Genomic DNA, 21,555 nt, shown 5'->3' on the forward strand with positions numbered 1-21,555 from the left:
GGTGCCCAGCGGCTGTCGCGCGGTCAGCGGTCCTTCGACAGGGAGACACCGCCGGGCAGTTGGCCCTTGCGCCGGGAGCGCCGGGCCAGCCGGACCCACCGCCCGGCGAACCTGCGCCAGGCCGACTTCAGCGCCTTCTCCACGGCATCCGAGACGACCAACTCCAGGACGCCCTTGAGGATTTGGCCGACCACCCAGAAGACCCCGCGAATAAGGGCCCCCACCAGCTCATCCATACGCCCCCACCCCTGCCTGCCCCGCGGCTCAGCGTACCGCCGCGCGCGTTCCCGCAGGCAGCGGCACATGGGGGGGCACGCGCGGGCGCGCCGGGAGCGGAAACGAGTACGGCCCAGGCCGCGGAAACCTCCCGCGGCCTGGGCCGTAGCCGTGCGGAGCGGGCGACGGGAATCGAACCCGCGTAGCTAGTTTGGAAGACTAGGGCTCTACCATTGAGCTACGCCCGCGGCACCAGTGATTCTGGCACATCGCACCGGAGACGGTCGAACCGGCGCGGCGGCGGGGGAATACCGGCTGTCCAAGGGTACGGAGGCATGTACTCTACGTGTCGCACCAGCGGGGTGTGGCGCAGCTTGGTAGCGCGTCCGCTTTGGGAGCGGAAGGCCGTCGGTTCGAATCCGGCCACCCCGACCAGCAGTTCCGCGGCGGGCCGGAGGCAGTGGGCCGCGGCCTCCGGAGGCTGCGGTTACGACCCCCTCCGGGAGGTTTGTGGTAACCGGTAGGATGGGCCATCGGCGACCGGACGGGCGCATCTTCCGCGCACAGCGAATCGCCCCCATCAACGTAAAGCCCCCAAGGAGACCCAACCGTGAAGAGCGCCGTCGAGACTCTGAACCCGACCCGGGTTCGACTCACTGTCGAGGTGCCCTTCGAGGAGCTCAAGCCCAGCCTCGACGCGGCGTACAAAAAGATCAACCAGCAGGTCACGGTGCCGGGCTTCCGCAAGGGCAAGATCCCTGCGCGCGTCATCGACCAGCGGTTCGGCCGTGGCGCGGTCCTCGAAGAGGCCATCAACGACGCGCTGCCCAAGTTCTACACGGACGCGGTCAACGAGGGTGAGCTGAATGTCCTCGGCCAGCCCGACGTCGACATCACCGAGTTCAACGACGGCGACGAGCTCAAGTTCACCGCCGAGGTGGACATCCGCCCGGTCATCGAGATCCCGGACTACTCCGGTATCGAGGTCGTGGTGGACGCCGTGGAGGTCTCGGACGAGGACGTCGACAAGTCGCTGGAGCAGCTGCGCGACCGCTTCGCCTCCACCACCCCGGTCGAGCGCGCCGCGGCCGACGGCGACGTCGTCGTGGTCGACCTGGAGGCCAGTGTCGACGGCGATGTGCTGGAGGACGGCCTCGCCACCGGTGTCAGCTACACCATCGGCTCGGGCCAGCTCCTCGACGGCATCGACGAGGCCGTCATCGGCCTGGAGAAGGGCGGCTCCGCCACCTTCACCTCCGAGCTCAAGGGCGGCACCGCCTCCGGCAGCCAGGCCTCCGTCAAGGTGGACGTCTCCGATGTCCAGGAGCGCGAACTGCCCGCGCTGGACGACGACTTCGCCCAGCTGGCGTCCGAGTTCGACACCCTCGAAGAGCTCCGTGCGGACAGCCGCAAGCGCCTGGAGCGGATGAAGTCGTACGACCAGGCCACCCAGGCCCAGGAGAAGGTGCTGGACGCCCTGATCGAGCTGATCGAGGTCCCGATCCCGGAGAAGCTCCTCAAGGACGAGATCGGCACCCGCACCCACAACCTGGAGCACCACCAGTTCCCGCAGACCGGGCTGACCTGGGAGACGTACCTGGAGGCCGAGGGCAAGACCCGCGAGGAGTACGACGCGGAGCTCGAAGCGCAGGCGGTCAAGGGCATCAAGACCCAGTTCATCCTCGACGAGCTGGTCAACAAGGAGAAGCTGTCGGTCAACCAGGAGGAGCTCACCGAGCACCTCGTGCGCCGGGCCGGCACCTCGGGCATGACCCCGGACCAGTTCGCCCAGGCCGTGGTCGAAGGCGGCCAGGTGCCGATCCTGGTCGGCGAGGTCGCCCGCGGCAAGGCGCTGGCCGTGGTCGTGGAGGCCGCCAAGGTCACCGACACCAACGGTGAGCCGGTCGACCTCGACGACGAAGAGGACGAAGACGGCGAAGAGGGCGCCGGGACCGGGGCCGCCGAGGCGGACGCCGACGCGGAGAGCGCGGTCGAGACCGCCGACGCCGAGGACGAGTCCGCCAAGGCCTGACCCGGGGCCCCACCGGTCCGCAGCCGGCCCAGCGGCCCAGCAGGGTCCCCCCGGCCGGCCGGGGCCGTACAGCCGTGAGCAGAGCCGCCAGCAGGGGCCCGAACGCCGTACCGCGTTCGGGCCCCCGCTCTTCTTCCCGCCCCGGTCGCGACCAGCCCGTGACCCGCCCGCCACCCGTCCGACGGGCCCCGCCGCGTCCCGCCGGGCCCCGTGCCCGCACCCCCGCTCGCACCTGCGCTCACAGCGAACAGTCCCGCGTAGGGGATTGCTGGGCCCCACCTGCGCGTTAGGGTCCGTTAGTAGGAGGGCAGGGGTGCAGCACCGGCCGACGCCGGGACAGCGGCCCACCGTCCTGACGCAGACGCTCCGACGAAAACCCTGTGGCGGCAGCTCCGCCGTCCGACAAACGAGCAGGTGGATACGTGACGACTCTGATGCCTTCCGCCGCCGGCGAGCCGACTTTCGGTGGCCTCGGCGACCAGGTCTACAACCGACTGCTCGGCGAGCGAATCATCTTCCTCGGCCAGGCGGTCGACGACGACATCGCCAACAAGATCACCGCGCAGCTGCTTCTCCTGGCCGCGGAGCCGGAGAAGGACATCTACCTGTACATCAACAGCCCCGGCGGCTCGGTGACCGCCGGTATGGCCATCTACGACACCATGCAGTTCATCGCGAACGACGTGGTCACGATCGCCATGGGCATGGCCGCCTCGATGGGGCAGTTCCTGCTCACCGCGGGCACCCCCGGCAAGCGGTTCGCGCTGCCGAACACCCGCATCCTGATGCACCAGCCCTCCGCGGGGCTCGGCGGCTCCGCGACCGACATCAAGATCCAGGCCGAGCAGCTGCTGCACACCAAGCGCCGGATGGCCGAGCTGATCGCCCAGCACTCCGGCCAGAGCTTCGAGCAGATCACCAGGGACTCCGACCGCGACCGCTGGTTCTCCGCCGAGGAGGCCCAGGAATACGGCCTGCTGGACGGCGTGATGCTCTCCGCCGCGCTTGTCCCCGGCGGCGGCGGCACCGGCGCCGGCGGCTCGGGATCCTGAGCCCCTGCCCGCGCCCGTGCCAAGGCCCGGGGCGGCGCCCGCGCATCCGCCCGCGCCCGTGCTCCGGGCCCGAGCCCCGCAGATCCCTCGAAGCTTTTCATCACCAGGACGGTGGACGTGAATCCCTTGAACTTCCCCGGTAGTGGCCTGTACGAGCGCACCGCGGCCGAGCGGCCCGGTCTGTTCGGCGCCGAGGCCCGTTATGTCATCCCGCGCTTCGTCGAGCGCACCTCGCAGGGCGTGCGCGAGTACGACCCGTACGCCAAGCTCTTCGAGGAGCGCGTCATCTTCCTCGGCGTGCAGATCGACGACGCCTCCGCCAACGACGTCATGGCGCAGCTGCTGTGCCTGGAGTCGATGGACCCCGACCGCGACATCTCGGTCTACATCAACAGCCCCGGTGGTTCCTTCACCGCGCTGACCGCCATCTACGACACCATGCAGTTCGTGAAGCCCGACATCCAGACGGTCTGCATGGGCCAGGCGGCCTCCGCCGCGGCCGTGCTGCTCGCGGCCGGCAGCCCCGGCAAGCGGATGGCGCTCCCCAATGCGCGGGTGCTCATCCACCAGCCGTACAGTGAGACCGGTCGCGGTCAGGTGTCCGACCTGGAGATCGCCGCGAACGAGATCATCCGGATGCGGCAGCAGCTGGAGGAGATGCTCGCCAAGCACTCCACCACGCCGATCGAGGAGATCCGCGAGGACATCGAGCGTGACAAGATCCTCACCGCTGATGAGGCACTGACCTACGGTCTGATCGACCAGATCGTGTCGACCCGCAAGACCTCCGTCAGCGTCTGATGTATCCGCCCGGCGTGAACGCCTGACGGACGGCGACTGACGGCACCACGGCCCACCCTCGTGGTCGGCCCTCCTTGGACTCGGAAAGCGAGTACGTCCAAGGGGGGCCCACACGAGGGGCGCGGCAAGGTACCGTCGATGAGAGAAGCACCAGGCTCCGTTGAAGGTCGGCGGATCCCAGGCGAAGGGGAAACACCTCGTGGCACGCATCGGTGACGGTGGAGACCTGCTGAAGTGCTCATTCTGCGGAAAGAGCCAGAAGCAGGTGAAGAAGCTCATCGCAGGCCCGGGTGTGTACATCTGCGACGAGTGCATCGACCTCTGCAACGAGATCATCGAGGAGGAACTCGCCGAGTCCTCCGAGGTGCGCTGGGAGGACCTGCCCAAGCCGCGGGAGATCTACGAGTTCCTGGAGAGCTACGTCGTCGGCCAGGAGCCGGCGAAGAAGGCCCTCTCGGTCGCGGTCTACAACCACTACAAGCGGGTCCAGGCCGGTGAGAACGGCCGCCCGGGACACGACGACGCCATCGAGCTCGCCAAGTCCAACATCCTGCTGCTGGGCCCCACCGGCTCCGGCAAGACGCTGCTGGCCCAGACCCTGGCCCGGATGCTGAACGTGCCGTTCGCCATCGCCGACGCCACCGCGCTCACCGAGGCGGGCTACGTGGGCGAGGATGTCGAGAACATCCTGCTGAAGCTGATCCAGGCGGCCGACTACGACGTCAAGAAGGCCGAGACCGGGATCATCTACATCGACGAGATCGACAAGGTCGCCCGCAAGAGCGAGAACCCGTCGATCACCCGCGATGTGTCCGGCGAGGGCGTGCAGCAGGCGCTGCTGAAGATCCTGGAGGGCACCACCGCCTCCGTGCCGCCGCAGGGCGGACGCAAGCACCCGCACCAGGAGTTCATCCAGATCGACACCACCAACGTGCTGTTCATCGTGGGCGGTGCCTTCTCGGGCCTGGAGAAGATCATCGAGGCCAGGGCGGGCGCCAAGGGCATCGGCTTCGGCGCCACCATCCGCTCCAAGCGCGAGCTGAACATGGCCGACCAGTTCTCCGAGATCATGCCCGAGGACCTGGTGAAGTTCGGCATGATCCCCGAGTTCATCGGCCGGCTGCCCGTCATCACCAACGTCCACAACCTGGACCGTGAGGCGCTGCTGCAGATCCTGGTCGAGCCGCGCAACGCACTGGTGAAGCAGTATCAGAAGCTCTTCGAACTCGACGGTGTGGAACTGGAGTTCGAGCGCGGGGCGCTGGAGGCCATCGCCGACCAGGCGATCCTGCGGCAGACCGGTGCCCGCGGTCTGCGCGCGATCATGGAGGAGGTGCTGATGTCGGTGATGTACGAGGTGCCGTCCCGCAAGGACGTGGCCCGGGTCGTGGTCACCGCCGACGTCGTGCACTCCAACGTCAACCCGACTCTGGTGCCGCGCGAGCCGCGGATCGTCGGCAAGGGCGAGCAGAAGAGCGCCTGACCCTCCTGAGGCCCGGACCCGGCCACCCGGACACCTGCGAAAGGAGCGCCCGGTCCCCGGCGGACCGGGCGCTCCGCGCTGCCGCCCCCACCCCGGGCAACTGATTCGTAACACCGCGGCCCGCCCCCGTAGAATCGGCCTCGTGACCGACAACACTCAGCGCCCCGACAGCGGGCCGAACAGCAACCCCGAACTGCCGACCCAGTACGCGCCGGCCGAGGTAGAGGGGGCGCTGTACGAGCGCTGGGTGCGGCGGGGGTACTTCGAGGCCGACGCGAAGAGCGGGAAGCCGCCGTACACCATCGTCATCCCGCCGCCGAACGTCACCGGGACGCTCCACCTCGGCCACGCCTTCCAGCACACCCTGATGGACGCCCTCACCCGCCGCCGGCGGATGCAGGGCTACGAGTCGCTGTGGCTGCCCGGCATGGACCACGCCGGCATCGCCACCCAGAACAAGGTCGAGCAGCAGCTCGGCACCGAGGGCAAGTCCCGCCAGGACATCGGCCGGGAGGCGTTCGTCGAGCGGGTCTGGCAGTGGAAGGAAGAGTACGGCGGCCGGATCCTGGGCCAGATGCGCCGCCTCGGCGACGGCGTCGACTGGTCGAGGGAACGCTTCACCATGGACGAGGGCCTGTCCCGGGCCGTCATGACCATCTTCAAGAAGCTCTACGACGACGAGCTGATCTACCGCGCCGAGCGGATCATCAACTGGTGTCCGCGCTGTCTGACCGCCATCTCCGACATCGAGGTGGAATACCAGGACGACGACGGCGAACTGGTCTCGCTGCTGTACGGCGAGGGCGACGACACGGTCGTGGTGGCCACCACCCGCGCCGAGACGATGCTCGGTGACACCGCCGTCGCCGTCCACCCGGACGACGAGCGCTACAAGCACCTGGTCGGCAAGCGGATCAAGCTGCCGCTCACCGACCGGACGATCCCGGTGGTCGCCGACACCCATGTCGACCCGGAGTTCGGCACCGGCGCGGTCAAGGTCACCCCGGCGCACGACCCCAACGACTTCGCGATCGGCCAGCGGCACGGCCTGGAGTCCATCACGGTGATGGACGAGCGCGGCATCATCACCGTGCACGGACCGTTCCAGGGCCTGGACCGCTTCGAGGCGCGCTCGGCGATCGTCGGGAGCCTGCGCGAGCAGGGCCGGATCGTCGCGGAGAAGCGGCCGTACGTCCACTCGGTCGGCCACTGCTCACGCTGCAAGACCACCATCGAGCCGCGGCTGTCGCTCCAGTGGTGGGTCAAGGTCGGCCCGCTGGCCAAGGCCGCGGGCGACGCGGTCCGCGACGGCCGGGTCGCCATCCACCCGCCGGAGATGTCCAAGCGGTACTTCGACTGGGTCGACAACATGCACGACTGGTGCATCTCCCGCCAGTTGTGGTGGGGTCACCGCATCCCGGTCTGGTACGGCCCGGACGGCGAGACGATCTGCGTCGGGCCCGACGACCCCATTCCAGGTGAGGGCTGGACCCAGGACTCCGACGTCCTGGACACCTGGTTCTCCTCCGGGCTGTGGCCCTTCTCCACCCTGGGCTGGCCGGAGCGGACCCCCGACCTGGAGAAGTTCTATCCGACCGATGTGCTGCTCACCGGCCACGACATCATCTTCTTCTGGGTGGCCCGGATGATGATGTTCGGCCTGTACGCGATGGACGGCGTGGCGCCCTTCCACACCATCGCGCTCACCGGCCTGGTCCGTGACGAGCACGGCAAGAAGATGTCCAAGTCCAACCCCAACTCGGTGGACCCGCTGGACTGGATGAACGCCTACGGCTCCGACGCGGTGCGCTTCACCCTGGCCTCGGGCGCCAACCCGGGCGCGGACGTGCCGATCGGCGAGGACTGGGTCAAGGCGTCCCGCAACTTCGCCAACAAGATCTGGAACGCCACCCGCTTCGCGCTGATGAACGGCGCCAGCATCGAGGGCCCGCTGCCGGCCCCCGAGGAGCTGTCGGCGGCCGACCGGTGGATCCTGTCCCGGCTGAACACCGTGGTGGCGGAGGTGGACGCCAACTACGAGGACTTCCAGTTCGCCAAACTCAGCGACGGGCTCTACCACTTCGCCTGGGACGAGGTCTTCGACTGGTACGTGGAGCTGTCCAAGACCACCTTCTTCAAGGGCGGCGACGCGGCCAGGGTCTCCGGGCGGGTGCTCGGCGAGGTGCTGGACGTGATGCTGCGGCTGCTGCACCCGGTGGTGCCGTTCGTCACCGAGACGCTGTGGACGACGCTCACCGGCGGGGAGTCGCTGGTGATCGCGGACTGGCCGCGGGACAGCGGATTCCGGGACGCGGCGGCCGAGGCGGAGATCGCCGAGGTCCAGCGGGTGGTCACCGAGGTCCGCCGGTTCCGCTCCGACCAGGGCCTCCAGCCCGGCCAGCGGGTCCCGGCGCTGCTGACCCTCGACGCCACCGCGCTGGCGCCGCACGAGGACGCCATCCGGCAGCTGCTGCGGCTCCAGCCGGCCGGCGAGGGCTTCCACCCGACCGCCACGCTGCCGGTGGCCGGAATCACCGTCGCGCTCGACCTGTCCGGCACCATCGACGTGGCCGCCGAGCGCAAGCGGCTCGCCAAGGACCTGGGCCTGGCGGAGAAGGAGAAGGAGCAGGCCGGCCGGAAACTCGGCAACGACGCGTTCCTTGCCAAGGCGCCGGACAGCGTGGTGGCCGGAATCCGCGGCCGGCTGGCGGCGTCCGAGGCGGACATCGCCCGGATCACCGCGCAGCTCGCGGCGCTCCCGGAGGCATGATCCCGCCGAGCGGCGGACGGGCCCGGACCTTTCGGTCCGGGCCCGTTCCGTAGACTGCGCTGTGTGAGCGAGAACCTCCCGGGCGACGGGCCGTACGACGACGACTTCCCGGACGACCCGACCGGCGGTTCCAGCGCCGACGCCCCCGCCGACGACCCCGCTGAAAACTCCGGCGACGACTCCGCCGAGGACGGCGCCGACAACCCGGCCGGCGGGCCGCTCCGCGACGCCGACCTTGCCCTCATCGAGGCCGGCAGCCGCACCCTGCGCGCCCAGATCACCCCGCCCGCCCCCGAGGACGACGTGCCGTCCCGCCCGGTCGACCCGGAGCTCGACCGGCAGCTGCGCGCGGTCGAGGAGGAACTGCTCGGCCGCTGGCCCGAGACGAAGATCGATCCGTCGCTGGACCGGATCACCGCGCTGATGGACATCCTCGGTGATCCGCAGCGCACCTACCCGGCGATCCACATCACCGGCACCAACGGCAAGACCAGCACCGCCCGGATGATCGAGCGGCTGCTGCTCGCCTTCGAGCTGCGCACCGGCCGCTACACCAGCCCGCACGTCCAGTCCGTCACCGAGCGGATCACCCTGGACGGCACCCCGATCAGCGCCGAGCGCTTCATCGAGACCTACCGCGACCTCCAGCCGTACGTCGGCCTGATCGACGGCGGCCAGCCGCACCGGCTGTCCTTCTTCGAGGTGCTCACCGGGATGGCCTACGCGGCCTTCGCCGACGCGCCGGTGGACGTGGCCGTGGTGGAAGTCGGGCTGGGCGGCACCTGGGACGCCACCAATGTGCTGGACGGCCAGGTCGCGGTCGTCACCCCGATCTCGCTGGACCACACCGACCGGCTCGGCGCCACCACCGGCGAGATCGCGGTGGAGAAGGCCGGCATCGTCAAGAAGGACGCCACCGCCGTCTTCGCGCAGCAGCCCGCCGACGCCGCGAAGGTGCTGCTGGCGCGGGCGGCCGAGGTCGAGGCGACCGTGGTCCGGGCGGGCGTCGAATTCGGCGTGGTGCACCGCGAGGTCGCCGTCGGCGGGCAGCTGCTGACCCTGCGCGGCCTCGGCGGCGAGTACGAACAGGTCTTCCTGCCGCTGCACGGCGAACACCAGGCGCACAACGCCGCGCTCGCGCTCGCCGCCGTCGAGGCGTTCTTCGGTATCGGGCGCGTCCACGAGCGCACCCTCGACCCGGACACCGTGCGGGCCGCGTTCGCCGCGGTCACCTCGCCGGGCCGGCTCGAAGTGGTCCGCCGCAGCCCCACCGTGGTGCTGGACGCCGCGCACAACCCGGGCGGCGCGCGGGCCGCGGCCGCGGCCATCGGCGAGGTCTTCGCGTTCACCCATCTGGTGGGTGTGGTCGCCCCGAGCGCCGACAAGGATGTACGCGGGCTGCTGGAGGCCTTCGAGCCCGTCTTCTCCGAGGTGGTCGTCACCAGCAACTCGACCTCGCGCTCGATGGACGTGGACGCGCTGGCCGCGGTGGCCGTCGAGGTGTTCGGCGACGACCGGGTGCAGGTCGAGCCGCGGCTGGACGACGCGCTGGAGGCGGCCATCACCCTCGCCGAGGAGGAGGGCGAGTACGCCGGGGCCGGGGTGCTGGTCACCGGATCGGTGGTCACCGTGGGAGAGGCCCGGCTGCTGCTGGGCCGCAAGTGAGAGGGACCGGGCCATGCGGACGCTGTGTTCGAGCACGCTGATCGGCGAGTTCTTCGTCATCGGCTTCGCCGGGCTGGTCGCGATGAAACACCCCGACCTCTCGCAGGGCGCCGTGTGGACGGTGTGCGGCATCGCCATGGCGATGTGCGTGCTGCTGTGCGGGGCGCTCAAGCGGCCCGGCGCGCTGGCGGTCGGCTGGGCGCTGCAGATCGGCCTGATCGCCAGCGGTTTCGTGGTCGGTACGATGTTCATCCTCGGGGTGGTCTTCGCGGCCCTGTGGTGGGCGTCGATCCACTACGGCCGCAAGATCGACGAGATCAGGTCCCGCCATACGGCCCCCGCGGCCTGACGGCTAGGCTCGTCCGTACACCCGCACGTGTCATACGCATCAGGAGCCGAACCGTGTCCCAGCGCACCCTCGTCCTTCTCAAACCGGACGCCGTTCGCCGCGGTCTGATCGGTACGATCGTGACCCGGTTCGAGCAGAAGGCCGGCTGGACGATCACCGCGCTCGAACTCCGTACCCCGGACCGGGGCACCTTGGAGCAGCACTACGCCGAACACGTCGGCCGCCCGTTCTACGAGCCGCTGATGGACTTCATGGCGTCAGGTCCTTCCGTGGCGCTGGTGATCGAGGGCGAGCGGGTGGTGGCGGGCGTACGCGAACTGGCCGGCCCGACCGACCCGATCGCGGCGGCCCCGGGGACCATTCGGGGGGACTTCGGCACGATCGTGCGGGAGAATCTGGTGCACGCCTCGGACTCGGAGGAGTCCGCGGAGCGCGAGATCAAGCTGTTCTTCCCCGGTCTGGCCTAACCACCCGCCCCGGGCGGACATATGCCGGGGGCGATCGGGAACCATTCATTCCGACACGGCGTCACCATTACCGAGGTCCGCTGTGTGTTCTGATGACAATGACGTCGGAACCCTCGATGACGTCACAGCCCCGATCCCGCGTCCGGTCGGGCGCGACTACGATGGAATCTCCGTTCAAGCTCGGGAAGGCCAGACGTATCCACATGGCGAACAACATGTCGTTCATCGGCCGTGATATGGCTGTCGACCTCGGGACCGCCAACACGCTGGTGTACGTCAGGGGCCGCGGGATCGTCCTGAACGAGCCGTCGGTGGTCGCGGTCAACACCAACACCGGGGGAATCCTCGCCGTCGGTTCCGAGGCGAAGAAGATGATCGGACGCACGCCGGGCAACATCGTCGCGGTCCGGCCGCTGAAGGACGGCGTCATCGCCGACTTCGAGATCACCGAGCGCATGCTGCGCTACTTCATCCTCAAGATCCACCGCCGCCGCTACATGGTCCGCCCGCGGGTCGTGGTGTGCGTGCCTTCCGGCATCACGGGCGTGGAGCGCCGTGCCGTCATCGAGGCCGCCACCCAGGCCGGCGCCCGTACCGTGCACATCATCGAGGAGCCGATGGCGGCCGCGATCGGCGCCGGACTCCCGGTGCACGAGGCGACCGGCAACATGGTGGTGGACATCGGCGGCGGCACCACCGAGGTCGCGGTGATCAGCCTCGGCGGCATCGTCACCGCCCAGTCCATCCGGGTGGCCGGCGACGAGCTGGACAACGCGATCATCCAGCACATCAAGAAGGAGTACAGCCTGCTGCTCGGAGAGCGCACCGCCGAGCAGATCAAGCTGACCATCGGTTCCGCCTTCGACTCCAAGCCGGAGCAGGAGGAGCACACCGAGATCCGCGGCCGCGACCTGGTCAGCGGGCTGCCCAAGACCGTGGTCATCTCGGCCGGCGAGGTCCGCAAGGCCATCGAGGAACCGGTCAACGCGATCGTGGACGCAGTCAAGACCACCCTGGACAAGTGCCCGCCGGAGCTGTCCGGCGACATCATGGACCGCGGCATCGTGCTGGCCGGCGGCGGCGCGCTGCTGCGCGGCCTCGACGAGCGACTGCGATTCGAGACGGGCATGCCGATCCATATCGCGGAATCGCCGCTGGACTGCGTGGCGCTGGGCGCCGGCAAGTGCGTCGAGGAATTCGAGGCGCTCCAGCAGGTCCTCGACGCCGCGCCCCGCAGATGACCCCTCGTAGGTGACGTCGTGCAGATAACACCCCGCGGATAACCCGCTCATAACCAGCGGAAAACCGCAGACCGCACTGAGCGGGCGGCACCCGGACAGCAACCTGAACAGCACCCCGAAGAACACCCCGAAGAACACCCCGAACAACATCGCAGACGACTGCTCGCAGACGACCCCGCCGGACCGGCCGCCGCGGGTGCGCACCGCTCACCGGCCATACCCCGCACACTAGTTCCGACCGGCCGCGCCCTTAGCGGCGGCGGGTCCGATGAGGAAGGCACGGACTGGCGCCCGTGAGGGACACAAAGGAGAGCCGGCTGCTGCTGGTACTGCTGGTGGTGGTGGCGTTCGCGCTGATCACCGTGGACATCCGCGGCGGTGAGAACTCACCGCTGGACCGGCCGCGGCAGGTGGCGCAGTCCGTCTTCGGCCCGGTGGAGAACAGCGTGGCCGGAGCCGTCGACCCGGTGGGCAACGCCATAGACGCGGTACGGGACTCGGGCGGCCGCAGCAGCACCATCAACCGGCTCAAGCGTGAGAACGCCGCGCTCAAGGAGCAGTTGGGCAGCAAGGACATCACCCGCAACCGCGCCGCCGAACTCGACAAGATGCTCAAGACCGCCGGCGCCGGCCAGTACACCATCAAGGGCGCGCAGGTCATCGCGATAGGAGCCGCCCAGGGCTTTTCCTGGACGGTCACCATCGACGCGGGCAGCAGGGACGGCATCGCCCGCGACATGACCGTCATCAACGGCGACGGTCTGGTCGGCCGGGTCACCACCGTGGGCCCGTCCACCGCCACCGTGCTGCTCGCCAACGACCCGGACTTCACCGTCGGCACCCGGCTGGAGAGGTCCATGGAGCTCGGCTTCGCCACCGGCGAGGGCAACCGCCCGATGCGGGTCCAACTGCTCAACGCCAGCGCCAACGTGCACGACGGCGACCGGCTGGTCACCTTCGGCTCCACCGGGGGCAAGCCCTTCGTGGCGGGTGTGCCGGTCGGCAGGATCGTGGGCGTCGACCCGTCGGCGGGCAACCTCACCAAGACCGTGCAGGTCCAGCCCTTCGTCGGCTTCACCAAACTGGACATCGTGGGCGTCGTCGTGGTGGGCCCGCGCACCGACCCGCGCGACAGCGTGCTGCCGACCCGCCCGGCCCCGCCGGCCAAACCGAAGCCCAAGCCCAAGCCGAGCGGTACGGCGACCGGCACGGACGGCACGACCGGCACCGGCGACACGGGCGACACGGGGAACGGCACCGACAATCCGGCGGAGCAGCCCGGGGACGTGCCGGGCGACCTCCCGGGCGCCACCCCCACCGCCACCGTCCAGGACTACAACATCACCCTGGGCGATCAACCCACCCCGACGAACACCAGCGGGGGCTGACCCATGCGCGCCAAACGGATCGTGCTTTCCACCCTTCTGGTGGCCATCGCCATGGTCGCCCAGGTCAGCGTGCTGGCCCGGCTGCATCTGCCCGGGGCCGTACCCGACCTGCTGCTGCTGACCGTGCTCGGTCTGGCCCTCGCCTACGGCCATGTCGGCGGCTGCCTGATCGGCTTCTTCGCCGGGCTGCTCGCCGACATCGCGCCGCCCGCCGACCACGCCGTGGGGCGCTACGCCCTGGTGCTGTGCGTGATCGGCTACCTGGCCGGCCTGGTCAAACCCGAGAGCGGCCAGCCGCGCACCGCGGCCGGCCCGATGATGGTCGTCGTCGGCGCCGCCATCGGCACCACCCTGCTCTACGCCGGCGTCGGCAGCCTCGTCGGGGACCAGGCCGGCGCCCATGTCGGGCTGGCCAAGCTGGTGTTCACCGCCACGCTCTACGACCTGCTGCTGGCGCCCTTCGTGGTGCCGGTGGTGATGGCGCTGGCCCGCCGCTTCGACCACGATCCGCTGGCCGACGACACCTCCGGCTTCGGCGGGGTGGGCGGCAGCCGCGGCCGGATGAGAACCGCCAGAACCGGACTGGCCCCGCAGCGCGGCCTGTTCGGGCGGGCGGGCAAGATGGTCAGGTTCAACTCGCCGGCCAGGGGAGCGCGTCGCCAGCCATGAGCAATATCCCGGACACCGGTCGGACCACGCGGGTCACCATCCGCCTGGTCATCCTGCAAGTCCTCACCCTGTCGCTGCTGTTCACCCTCGGCGGCCGGCTGTGGTATTTGCAGATCCGCAACGGCCAGGAGTACGACCAGAAGGCCGCCAACAACCACATCCAGCAGGTGGTCACCCCCGCCGTGCGCGGCGCGATCCTCGACGACCACGGTGTGCCGCTGGCCGACAACGAGACCCGGCTGGTGGTCTCGGCCAGCCGTACCGACCTGCTCAAGCAGTCCGACGACGGCAAGGCCGTACTGGCCCGGCTGGCCGGCGTACTCGGGATGAAGGCGCAGGAGGTGCAGGACAAGGTCCGGCTGTGCGACGCCAAGACCCCGCAGCCCTGCTGGAACGGCTCGCCCTACCAGCCGATCCCGATCACCGACGCGGCCACCACCCAGCAGGCCCTGCAGATCATGGAGCGCCGCGAGGACTTCCCCGGCATCACCGCCGAACCCACCGCGGTGCGCCGCTACCCGGCCCCGTACAAGGCCAACACCGCCCAGGTGCTCGGCTACCTCTCGCCGGTCACCGACGCCGAGCTGACCGCCTCCGAGAAGACCGCCACGCCGCTGCTGCGGTCCGACCAGATCGGCCGCTCCGGCCTGGAGAGCAGCTACGACCCCGAGCTGCGCGGCAAGGCCGGTGTCACCCGCTACGAGGTGGACAACCTCGGCCGGGTCATCGGCAAGGCCGGCGACACCCCGGCCACCCCCGGCGACACCCTGGTCACCAGCATCGACGCCAAGGTCCAGGCGGTCACCGAGAAGCAGCTCAACGCGGCGATGCAGGAAGCCCGCCGGACCTTCGACCCGATCACCCACGAGAACTACAAGGCCGACTCGGGCGCGGCCGTGGTGATGGACAACCACACCGGGCAGATCATCGCGATGGCCAGCGCGCCGACCTACGACCCCAACTCCTGGGTCGGCGGCATCTCGGCCAAGGACTACCAGAACCTGACCGCGGTCAAGTCCAACTACCCGCTGCTCAACCGGGCGATCCAGGGCCAGTCGGCCCCCGGCTCCACCTTCAAGGTGGTGTCCACCTCGGCCGCCGTCAACGCCGGCTACGACATCAACGGCGGCTATCCCTGCACCTCGTCGATGAAGATCGGCGACCAGGTCTTCAAGAACTTCGAGAACGAGAGCTTCGGCGACATCTCGCTCGGCCGGGCGCTGGAGGTCTCCTGCGACACCGTCTTCTACGGCATCGCGTACAAGGAGTGGCAGAAGGACGGCGGTTACTCGCCCAAGCACCCCAACGACTGGTTCTACAAGACCGCCCACCAGTTCGGTCTCGGCGCCAAGACCGATGTGGACCTGCCCGGCGAGGTCACCGGCCGTATCCCGGACCGGCAGTGGAAGCAGGACTACTACGACGCCAACAAGGACTACTGGTGCAAGCTGAAGAAGACCAGTAAGAAGCACGACCTGGCCACCAACATCGCCCGGGAGAACTGCACCGACGGCTACATGCTGCGGGCCGGTGACTCCGTCAACTACGCGATCGGCCAGGGCGACACGCTCGTCACCCCGATCCAGATGGCCCGCGCCTACGCGGCCCTCGCCAACGGCGGCACGCTCTACCAGCCGACCATAGGGAAGGCGGTGGTGAGCCCCGACGGCAAGACCGTCACCCCGATCAAGCCCAAGGTGGTCGGCAAGCTGCCCGACAGCCAGAACACCCTGAAGTACATCGACGAGGCCACCGCGGGCGTGGTCACCGGTGGTACCGCCAACTGGAAGTTCCTCAACTGGCCGCAGGACAAGATCACCCTGCACGCCAAGACCGGTACCGCGGAGGTCACCGGCAAGCAGACCACCTCCTGGCTGACCACGTACACCAAGGACTACACGATCGTGATGACGATCTCGCAGGCCGGTACGGGTTCCGGCGGCTCCGGTACGGCGGTCCGCCGGATCTACGAGGCGATGTACGGCATCCAGAAGGACAGCACCGCGGTCGACCCGAAGAAGGGCATCATGCCCAAGCCGGTCACCTCGCTGCCGAAGATCTCCCCGGACGGCGTGGTCGTCGCCCCGGCGTCCTACGTCGTCGGCCCCTCGGGCCCCGGCGACCTCGGCCCGGTGCTGACCTCCGGCGACGGCCCGCGCACCGCGGACGACACCGGATCGGCGCTGGCCGCCCTCACCCCGACGCGCACCGAGCGGCTGCTGTACGGCAGGAAGTCCTGGTCATGAGCGCCCATACGTATACCGTCCCCCGGTTCAGCCCGGAGAAGTCCGCCCTCGGCAAGCTCTTCGCCCGCGACTCGGTGGTCCGGCGGATGGACTGGGTGCTGCTCTTCGCCACGCTGCTGCTGTGCGCGATCGGCACCATGCTGGTCTACTCGGCCACCCGGAACCGGACCAACCTCACCCATGGCGACCAGTACTACTTCCTGATCCGCCATGTGATGAACGCCGGCATCGGCTTCGGTCTGGCCATCGGCGCGATGGCCATAGGGCACCACCGCATGCGGACGATCGTGCCCTTCTTCTACGTCCTGTCGATCCTCGGCATCCTGGCGGTGCTCAGCCCGCTGGGCTCCACCATCAACGGCGCCCACTCCTGGATCGTGATCGGCGGCGGCTTCTCGCTCCAGCCGTCGGAGTTCGTCAAGGTCGCGATCATCATCGGCATGGCCATGGTGCTGTCCGCGCAGGTCGACGCGGGCGACAAGCTGCATCCCGGCCACCGCACGGTGCTCCAGTCGCTGGCGCTGGCCGGTGCCCCGGTCGCGATCATCATGCTGATGCCGGACCTCGGCTCGGTGATGGTGCTGGCCGCGATCGTGCTCGGCATCCTGCTGGCCTCCGGCGCGTCCGCCCGCTGGGTGTTCGGCCTGATCGGCACGGGTTTCGTCGGCGCGCTCCTGGTCTGGAAGCTCGGCATCCTCGACAAGTACCAGATCGACCGCTTCGCGGCCTTCGCCAACCCGGCGCTCGACCCGGCAGGTGTCGGCTACAACACCAGCCAGGCCCGGATCGCCATCGGCTCCGGCGGCCTGCTGGGCAAGGGCCTCTTCCACGGCAGCCAGACCACCGGCCAGTTCGTCCCCGAGCAGCAGACCGACTTCGTCTTCTCCGTGGCCGGCGAGGAACTCGGCTTCGTCGGCGCGCTCCTCATCGTCACCCTCATCGGCGTCATCCTCTGGCGCGCCTGCTCGATCGCCCGCAACGCCACCGACCTCTACGGCACGATCGTGGCGGCGGGCGTGGTGGCGTGGTTCTCCTTCCAGTCCTTCGAGAACATCGGCATGACCCTCGGGATCATGCCGGTGGCCGGCATCCCCTTGCCGTTCGTCTCCTACGGCGGCTCGTCGATGTTCGCGAATTTCATTGCCATAGGGCTGCTGGAGTCGGTGAAGATGAAGCGGGCGATGTCAGCATGACGCTGCGCTGAGCCCAGCCGAATCGGACCCGCACCGGCCCGTTTCCGGGTGCGGGTGCGTTGTGGTTGTTCGCGCAGTTCCTCGCGCCCCTGCGGGGCGATGCCTGCGGGGTGAGGTGCGCCCCGTCAGGGGCGCGGGGAACTGCGCGGCCAGCCACGGACGGCGCGCGGTTTGGGGATGGCCGTAAGTGTCACGGCGGGGTCGTTTCAGAGGCGCGGGGAACCGCGCGGGGAGGTGGGGGCGGGCCGCGGTCCGGGGCGGGGCCGTTCCGGTAGCGCTCGGCACGAGACATTGCCGGGGTGGGCAGCGGGGCATACCGTCCAAGCATGGGCGAACGGGTGGCAGAGACCGAACGTAAGTACGAGGCCAGCGGGCAGTCCGGGTTCGAGGCGGATGGGCTCGCCGGGGTCGCCGAGGTGCGCCGGCCGGCGGCCGATCGGCTGGACGCGGTCTACTACGACACCGCCGGGCTCGCCCTCGTCGCGCACCGGACGACACTGCGGCGGCGTACCGGCGGTCAGGACGCCGGCTGGCACCTGAAGCTCCCCACCGCGCAGGCGGACACCCGCACCGAGGTGCACGCCCCGCTCGGCTCGGCCACCGGCGAGGCCACCGGCGAGCCGCCCGAGGAGTTGCGGACCGAGGTCGCCGCGATCGTCCGCGGCCACCCGCTCGCGCCCGTCGTACGCCTGCGCACGACCCGGCGGCGGACGCTGCTGCTGGACGACGAGGGGCGGACCCTCGCCGAGATCGCCCACGACGAGGTGGCGGCGGATCTCGCCGAGCCGTCCGAACCGCGGTCGGAAGAGCCCTCCTGGACCCCGGGCCCGGCCTGGACCGAGACCGAGGTCGAACTGGCCGAGGGCGGCGCGGACTTGCTGGACGCCGTGGAGGAACGCCTGCTCGCCGCCGGCATGCGCCGCTCCTCCTCCCCCTCCAAACTCGCGCATGCCCTCGGCGACCGCCTGGTGCCGCCGCTGCCCGGGCCCCCGGCTGTACCGGAGACGGCCGGGCAGACCGCCACCGGATACCTGTACGAGCAGCTGACCGCTCTGCTGGCCCTCGACCCCGCCGTGCGCCGCGCCGAGGAGGACGCCGTGCACCGGATGCGGGTGGCCACCCGGCGGGCCCGCAGCGCCCTGAAGAGCTTCGGCCGCGAGCTGGACCGCCGGGTCACCGACCCTCTCGGCGGGGAGCTGAAGTGGCTGGCCGGCGCCCTCGGCCTGGAACGCGACCGGGAGGTCCTCGCCGAACGCCTGGCCCGGCGCCTGGCCGAACTCGACCCCGCGCTGACCGGCGAGGCACTGCGGCGCCGCCTGCGCGCGCGGGGCGAGGGCGAGCCCTCAACAGAGGCCGCCACCGCGGGAAGCGCCTCCTCGGCCCACGCCGCCCTGGTCCGCGAGCTCGACGGCGCCCGCTACTTCGCCCTGCTCGACGGCATGGAAGCCCTGCTGGCCGCACCCCCGTTCCTGCGACCGGCCGCCGACGCCCCCGCCGGGACCTCCGCCGCCGCGACCGTACGCCGGGACCACGCGCGGCTGCGCGCCGCCGTCGAGACCGCGCTGGCCATGCCGGCCGGCGACGACCGCGACACCGCCCTGCACGACGCCCGCAAGGACGCCAAACGCGCCCGCTACTCCAGCGAGGCCGCCACCGCAGTCCTCGGCAAGCGCGCCGCCGCCCACACCTCCCGGCTGAAGGGCATCCAGCAGCTCCTCGGCGAGCACCAGGACGGCTACCTCTGCCGGACCGCCCTGGTCCCGCTGCGCGCCGACGCGGTGGCGGCCGGCGAGGACCCGGCGCCGTACGACGCGATGATCCGCCGCGAACGCGAACTGGCCGCCGGTGTCGAGGCCGATCTCCCGGCCGCGTGGCGGGAGGCGGACCAGCCGGTCTGAGACCGGCCCGCGGCTGTGGACGGCCCGGACGGAGGCCTCCTCCGCTCGGGTAGTCTTGAGGGTCACCCTTCCCCGGGGCCCGGTCGGGCCGGGCGCGGGGTCCACCGTCCGCTGATGAAAGTCGCCGAGATGCCTGTCGAGTCGGTCTTCCCGCGCCTGGAAGCGCTGCTCCCGCACGTCCAGAAGCCGATCCAGTACGTGGGCGGGGAGCTGAACTCAACCGTCAAGGAGTGGGACAGCACCGACGTCCGCTGGGCGCTGATGTACCCGGACGCGTACGAAGTGGGGCTGCCCAACCAGGGCGTCATGATCCTGTACGAGGTGCTCAACGAACAGCGGGGCGTGCTCGCCGAGCGCACCTACAGCGTCTGGCCGGACCTGGAAGCGCTGATGCGCGAGCACGACGTGCCGCAGTTCACGGTGGACGGCCACCGGCCGGTCCGCGCGTTCGACGTCTTCGGGCTCAGCTTCTCCACCGAGCTCGGCTACACCAACATGCTGACCGCCCTTGACCTGGCCGGCATCCCGCTGAACGCCGCGGACCGCACCGCGGACGACCCGATCGTGCTGGCCGGCGGCCACGCCGCCTTCAACCCCGAGCCGATCGCCGACTTCATCGACGCGGCCGTGATCGGCGACGGCGAGCAGGCCGTACTGACGATCACCCAGCTCGTGCGGGCCTGGAAGGCCGAGGGCCGCCCCGGCGGGCGGGACGAACTGCTGCTGCGGCTGGCCAGGACCGGCGGGGTGTACGTCCCGCGCTTCTACGACGTGGAGTATCTGGCCGACGGCCGCATCTCGCGGGTCGTGCCCAACCGCTCGGGCGTGCCGTGGCGGGTCTCGAAGCACACCGTGATGGACCTGGACGAGTGGCCGTACCCCAAGCAGCCGCTCGTACCGCTGGCCGAGACCGTGCACGAGCGCATGTCCGTGGAGATCTTCCGCGGCTGCACCCGCGGCTGCCGCTTCTGCCAGGCCGGCATGATCACCCGCCCGGTGCGCGAGCGGTCCATCACCGGCATCGGCGAGATGGTCGAAGCCGGCCTGAAGGCGACCGGCTTCGAGGAGGTCGGCCTGCTGTCGCTGTCCTCCGCCGACCACAGCGAGATCGCCGACATCGCCAAGGGCCTCGCCGATCGCTACGAGGCGGACAAGATCGGCCTGTCCCTGCCCTCCACCCGGGTCGACGCCTTCAACATCGACCTCGCCAACGAACTGACCCGCAACGGCCGCCGCTCCGGCCTCACCTTCGCTCCCGAAGGCGGCTCCGAGCGCATCCGCAAGGTCATCAACAAGATGGTCTCCGAGGAGGACCTGATCCGGACCGTCGCCACCGCCTACGGCAACGGCTGGCGTCAGGTCAAGCTCTACTTCATGTGCGGGCTCCCCACCGAGACCGACGAGGACGTGCTGCAGATCGCGGAGATGGCCAAGCGCGTCATCGCCAAGGGCCGCGAGGTCACCGGCCAGAACGACATCCGCTGCACCGTCTCCATCGGCGGCTTCGTCCCCAAGCCGCACACCCCCTTCCAGTGGGCGCCCCAACTCGGCGTCGAGGAGACCGACGCCCGGCTGGAGAAGCTGCGCGACGCCATCCGCGGCGACAAGAAGTACGGCCGCAACATCGGCTTCCGCTACCACGACGGCAAGCCCGGCATCATCGAGGGCCTGCTCTCCCGGGGCGACCGCCGGGTCGGCGCGGTGATCCGCGCGGTCTACGAGGACGGCGGCCGCTTCGACGGCTGGCGCGAGCACTTCTCCTACGACCGCTGGCTCCGCTCCTGCGAAGCCGCCCTGCCCGCCTTCGGCCTCGACCTCGCGTGGTACACCACCCGCGAGCGCACCGCCGAGGAAGTCCTGCCCTGGGACCACCTCGACTCCGGCCTCGACAAGGACTGGCTCTGGGCCGACTGGCAGGACGCCCTGGACGAGACCGAGGTCGAGGACTGCCGCTGGACCCCCTGCTTCGACTGCGGCGTCTGCCCCCAACTGGACCTCGACATCCAGGTGGGCCCGACGGGCAAGAAGCTGCTGCCGCTGACGGTGGTCAACGCGGGGACCCCGGCGGCCTCCTGACCGGCGGGG

Annotated in this window: 16 protein-coding genes and 2 tRNA genes; 16 read left to right on the forward strand and 2 right to left on the reverse strand. The window is 70.0% G+C overall.

The annotated features are described in order from the left end of the window. Positions 1–23: 23 nt before the first annotated feature. Together ACFO3J_RS28770 and ACFO3J_RS28775 are read right to left on the reverse strand one after the other, a co-directional pair. Entirely contained in the window at positions 24–236 is a 213-nt protein-coding gene (locus ACFO3J_RS28770; RefSeq protein WP_386435383.1) for a hypothetical protein, read from the reverse strand. 157 nt (positions 237–393) lie between these two features. Next, a tRNA-Gly gene (locus ACFO3J_RS28775) sits at positions 394–464 on the reverse strand. Positions 465–574: 110 nt separating this feature from the next. Between ACFO3J_RS28775 and ACFO3J_RS28780 the strand changes: the two genes are divergently transcribed. The 16 genes from ACFO3J_RS28780 (at position 575) to ACFO3J_RS28855 (ending at position 21,546) form a co-directional block, all read left to right on the forward strand. Further along, positions 575–651 (forward strand) — tRNA-Pro (locus ACFO3J_RS28780). Positions 652–826: 175 nt separating this feature from the next. Then, positions 827–2,248, forward strand: a complete 1,422-nt coding sequence (gene tig / locus ACFO3J_RS28785) for a trigger factor (protein WP_386435385.1) — start codon at positions 827–829, stop codon at positions 2,246–2,248. Positions 2,249–2,670: 422 nt separating this feature from the next. Beyond that, the gene (locus ACFO3J_RS28790; RefSeq protein WP_386435388.1) at positions 2,671–3,300 is read left to right on the forward strand and encodes an ATP-dependent Clp protease proteolytic subunit; all 630 of its coding nucleotides are present in this window, start codon (positions 2,671–2,673) and stop codon (positions 3,298–3,300) included. A gap of 117 nt (positions 3,301–3,417) precedes the next feature. Then, a complete protein-coding gene (locus ACFO3J_RS28795; protein ID WP_386435391.1) occupies positions 3,418–4,101 on the forward strand; it encodes an ATP-dependent Clp protease proteolytic subunit in 684 nt (227 codons plus the stop codon). Between the two features lie 199 nt (positions 4,102–4,300). Continuing rightward, the gene (clpX, locus tag ACFO3J_RS28800; protein ID WP_093742311.1) at positions 4,301–5,584 is read left to right on the forward strand and encodes an ATP-dependent Clp protease ATP-binding subunit ClpX; all 1,284 of its coding nucleotides are present in this window, start codon (positions 4,301–4,303) and stop codon (positions 5,582–5,584) included. 142 nt (positions 5,585–5,726) lie between these two features. Continuing rightward, positions 5,727–8,354, forward strand: a complete 2,628-nt coding sequence (locus ACFO3J_RS28805) for a valine--tRNA ligase (RefSeq protein ID WP_386435394.1) — start codon at positions 5,727–5,729, stop codon at positions 8,352–8,354. A gap of 63 nt (positions 8,355–8,417) precedes the next feature. Beyond that, positions 8,418–10,019, forward strand: coding sequence for a bifunctional tetrahydrofolate synthase/dihydrofolate synthase (gene folC / locus ACFO3J_RS28810; protein ID WP_386435397.1), 1,602 nt, complete (start codon positions 8,418–8,420; stop codon positions 10,017–10,019). Positions 10,020–10,032: 13 nt separating this feature from the next. Next, entirely contained in the window at positions 10,033–10,368 is a 336-nt protein-coding gene (locus tag ACFO3J_RS28815) for a DUF4233 domain-containing protein (RefSeq protein ID WP_386435399.1), read from the forward strand. Positions 10,369–10,421: 53 nt separating this feature from the next. After that, positions 10,422–10,835 (forward strand): nucleoside-diphosphate kinase, encoded by a 414-nt coding sequence (gene ndk, locus ACFO3J_RS28820; protein WP_386435402.1) that lies wholly within the window; start codon positions 10,422–10,424, stop codon positions 10,833–10,835. A 215-nt stretch (positions 10,836–11,050) separates the two neighbouring features. Next, the gene (locus tag ACFO3J_RS28825; RefSeq protein ID WP_386435792.1) at positions 11,051–12,076 is read left to right on the forward strand and encodes a rod shape-determining protein; all 1,026 of its coding nucleotides are present in this window, start codon (positions 11,051–11,053) and stop codon (positions 12,074–12,076) included. A gap of 293 nt (positions 12,077–12,369) precedes the next feature. Next, positions 12,370–13,464, forward strand: coding sequence for a rod shape-determining protein MreC (gene mreC / locus ACFO3J_RS28830; RefSeq protein WP_386435404.1), 1,095 nt, complete (start codon positions 12,370–12,372; stop codon positions 13,462–13,464). A 3-nt stretch (positions 13,465–13,467) separates the two neighbouring features. Next, entirely contained in the window at positions 13,468–14,133 is a 666-nt protein-coding gene (gene mreD, locus ACFO3J_RS28835; protein ID WP_386435407.1) for a rod shape-determining protein MreD, read from the forward strand. Next, positions 14,130–16,379 carry a penicillin-binding protein 2 gene (mrdA, locus tag ACFO3J_RS28840; protein WP_386435410.1) on the forward strand — a complete coding sequence of 750 codons (2,250 nt, stop codon included), beginning with the start codon at positions 14,130–14,132 and terminating at the stop codon, positions 16,377–16,379. Before mreD ends, mrdA begins: the two co-directional genes overlap by 4 nt. Next, positions 16,376–17,572: a rod shape-determining protein RodA gene (rodA, locus tag ACFO3J_RS28845; RefSeq protein WP_386435412.1), complete on the forward strand. Its 1,197-nt coding sequence runs from the start codon at positions 16,376–16,378 to the stop codon at positions 17,570–17,572. The genes mrdA and rodA overlap by 4 nt, the downstream gene beginning before the upstream one ends. A gap of 326 nt (positions 17,573–17,898) precedes the next feature. Then, positions 17,899–19,470 (forward strand): CYTH and CHAD domain-containing protein, encoded by a 1,572-nt coding sequence (locus tag ACFO3J_RS28850; protein WP_386435415.1) that lies wholly within the window; start codon positions 17,899–17,901, stop codon positions 19,468–19,470. Positions 19,471–19,599: 129 nt separating this feature from the next. Continuing rightward, entirely contained in the window at positions 19,600–21,546 is a 1,947-nt protein-coding gene (locus tag ACFO3J_RS28855; RefSeq protein WP_386435795.1) for a TIGR03960 family B12-binding radical SAM protein, read from the forward strand. Positions 21,547–21,555 lie beyond the last annotated feature (9 nt).

Source organism: Streptomyces polygonati (genome assembly GCF_042650325.1).
Classification (GTDB): domain Bacteria; phylum Actinomycetota; class Actinomycetes; order Streptomycetales; family Streptomycetaceae; genus Actinacidiphila; species Actinacidiphila polygonati.

Coding starts and splice junctions, on each gene's coding strand:
- ACFO3J_RS28825 (WP_386435792.1), top strand. CDS start 11,051: ATGTCGTTCATCGGCCGTGATATGGCTGTCGACCTCGGGACCGCCAAC.
- mreD (WP_386435407.1), top strand. CDS start 13,468: ATGCGCGCCAAACGGATCGTGCTTTCCACCCTTCTGGTGGCCATCGCC.
- ACFO3J_RS28815 (WP_386435399.1), top strand. CDS start 10,033: ATGCGGACGCTGTGTTCGAGCACGCTGATCGGCGAGTTCTTCGTCATC.
- rodA (WP_386435412.1), top strand. CDS start 16,376: ATGAGCGCCCATACGTATACCGTCCCCCGGTTCAGCCCGGAGAAGTCC.
- mrdA (WP_386435410.1), top strand. CDS start 14,130: ATGAGCAATATCCCGGACACCGGTCGGACCACGCGGGTCACCATCCGC.
- ACFO3J_RS28855 (WP_386435795.1), top strand. CDS start 19,600: ATGCCTGTCGAGTCGGTCTTCCCGCGCCTGGAAGCGCTGCTCCCGCAC.
- ACFO3J_RS28850 (WP_386435415.1), top strand. CDS start 17,899: ATGGGCGAACGGGTGGCAGAGACCGAACGTAAGTACGAGGCCAGCGGG.
- ACFO3J_RS28770 (WP_386435383.1), bottom strand. CDS start 236: ATGGATGAGCTGGTGGGGGCCCTTATTCGCGGGGTCTTCTGGGTGGTC.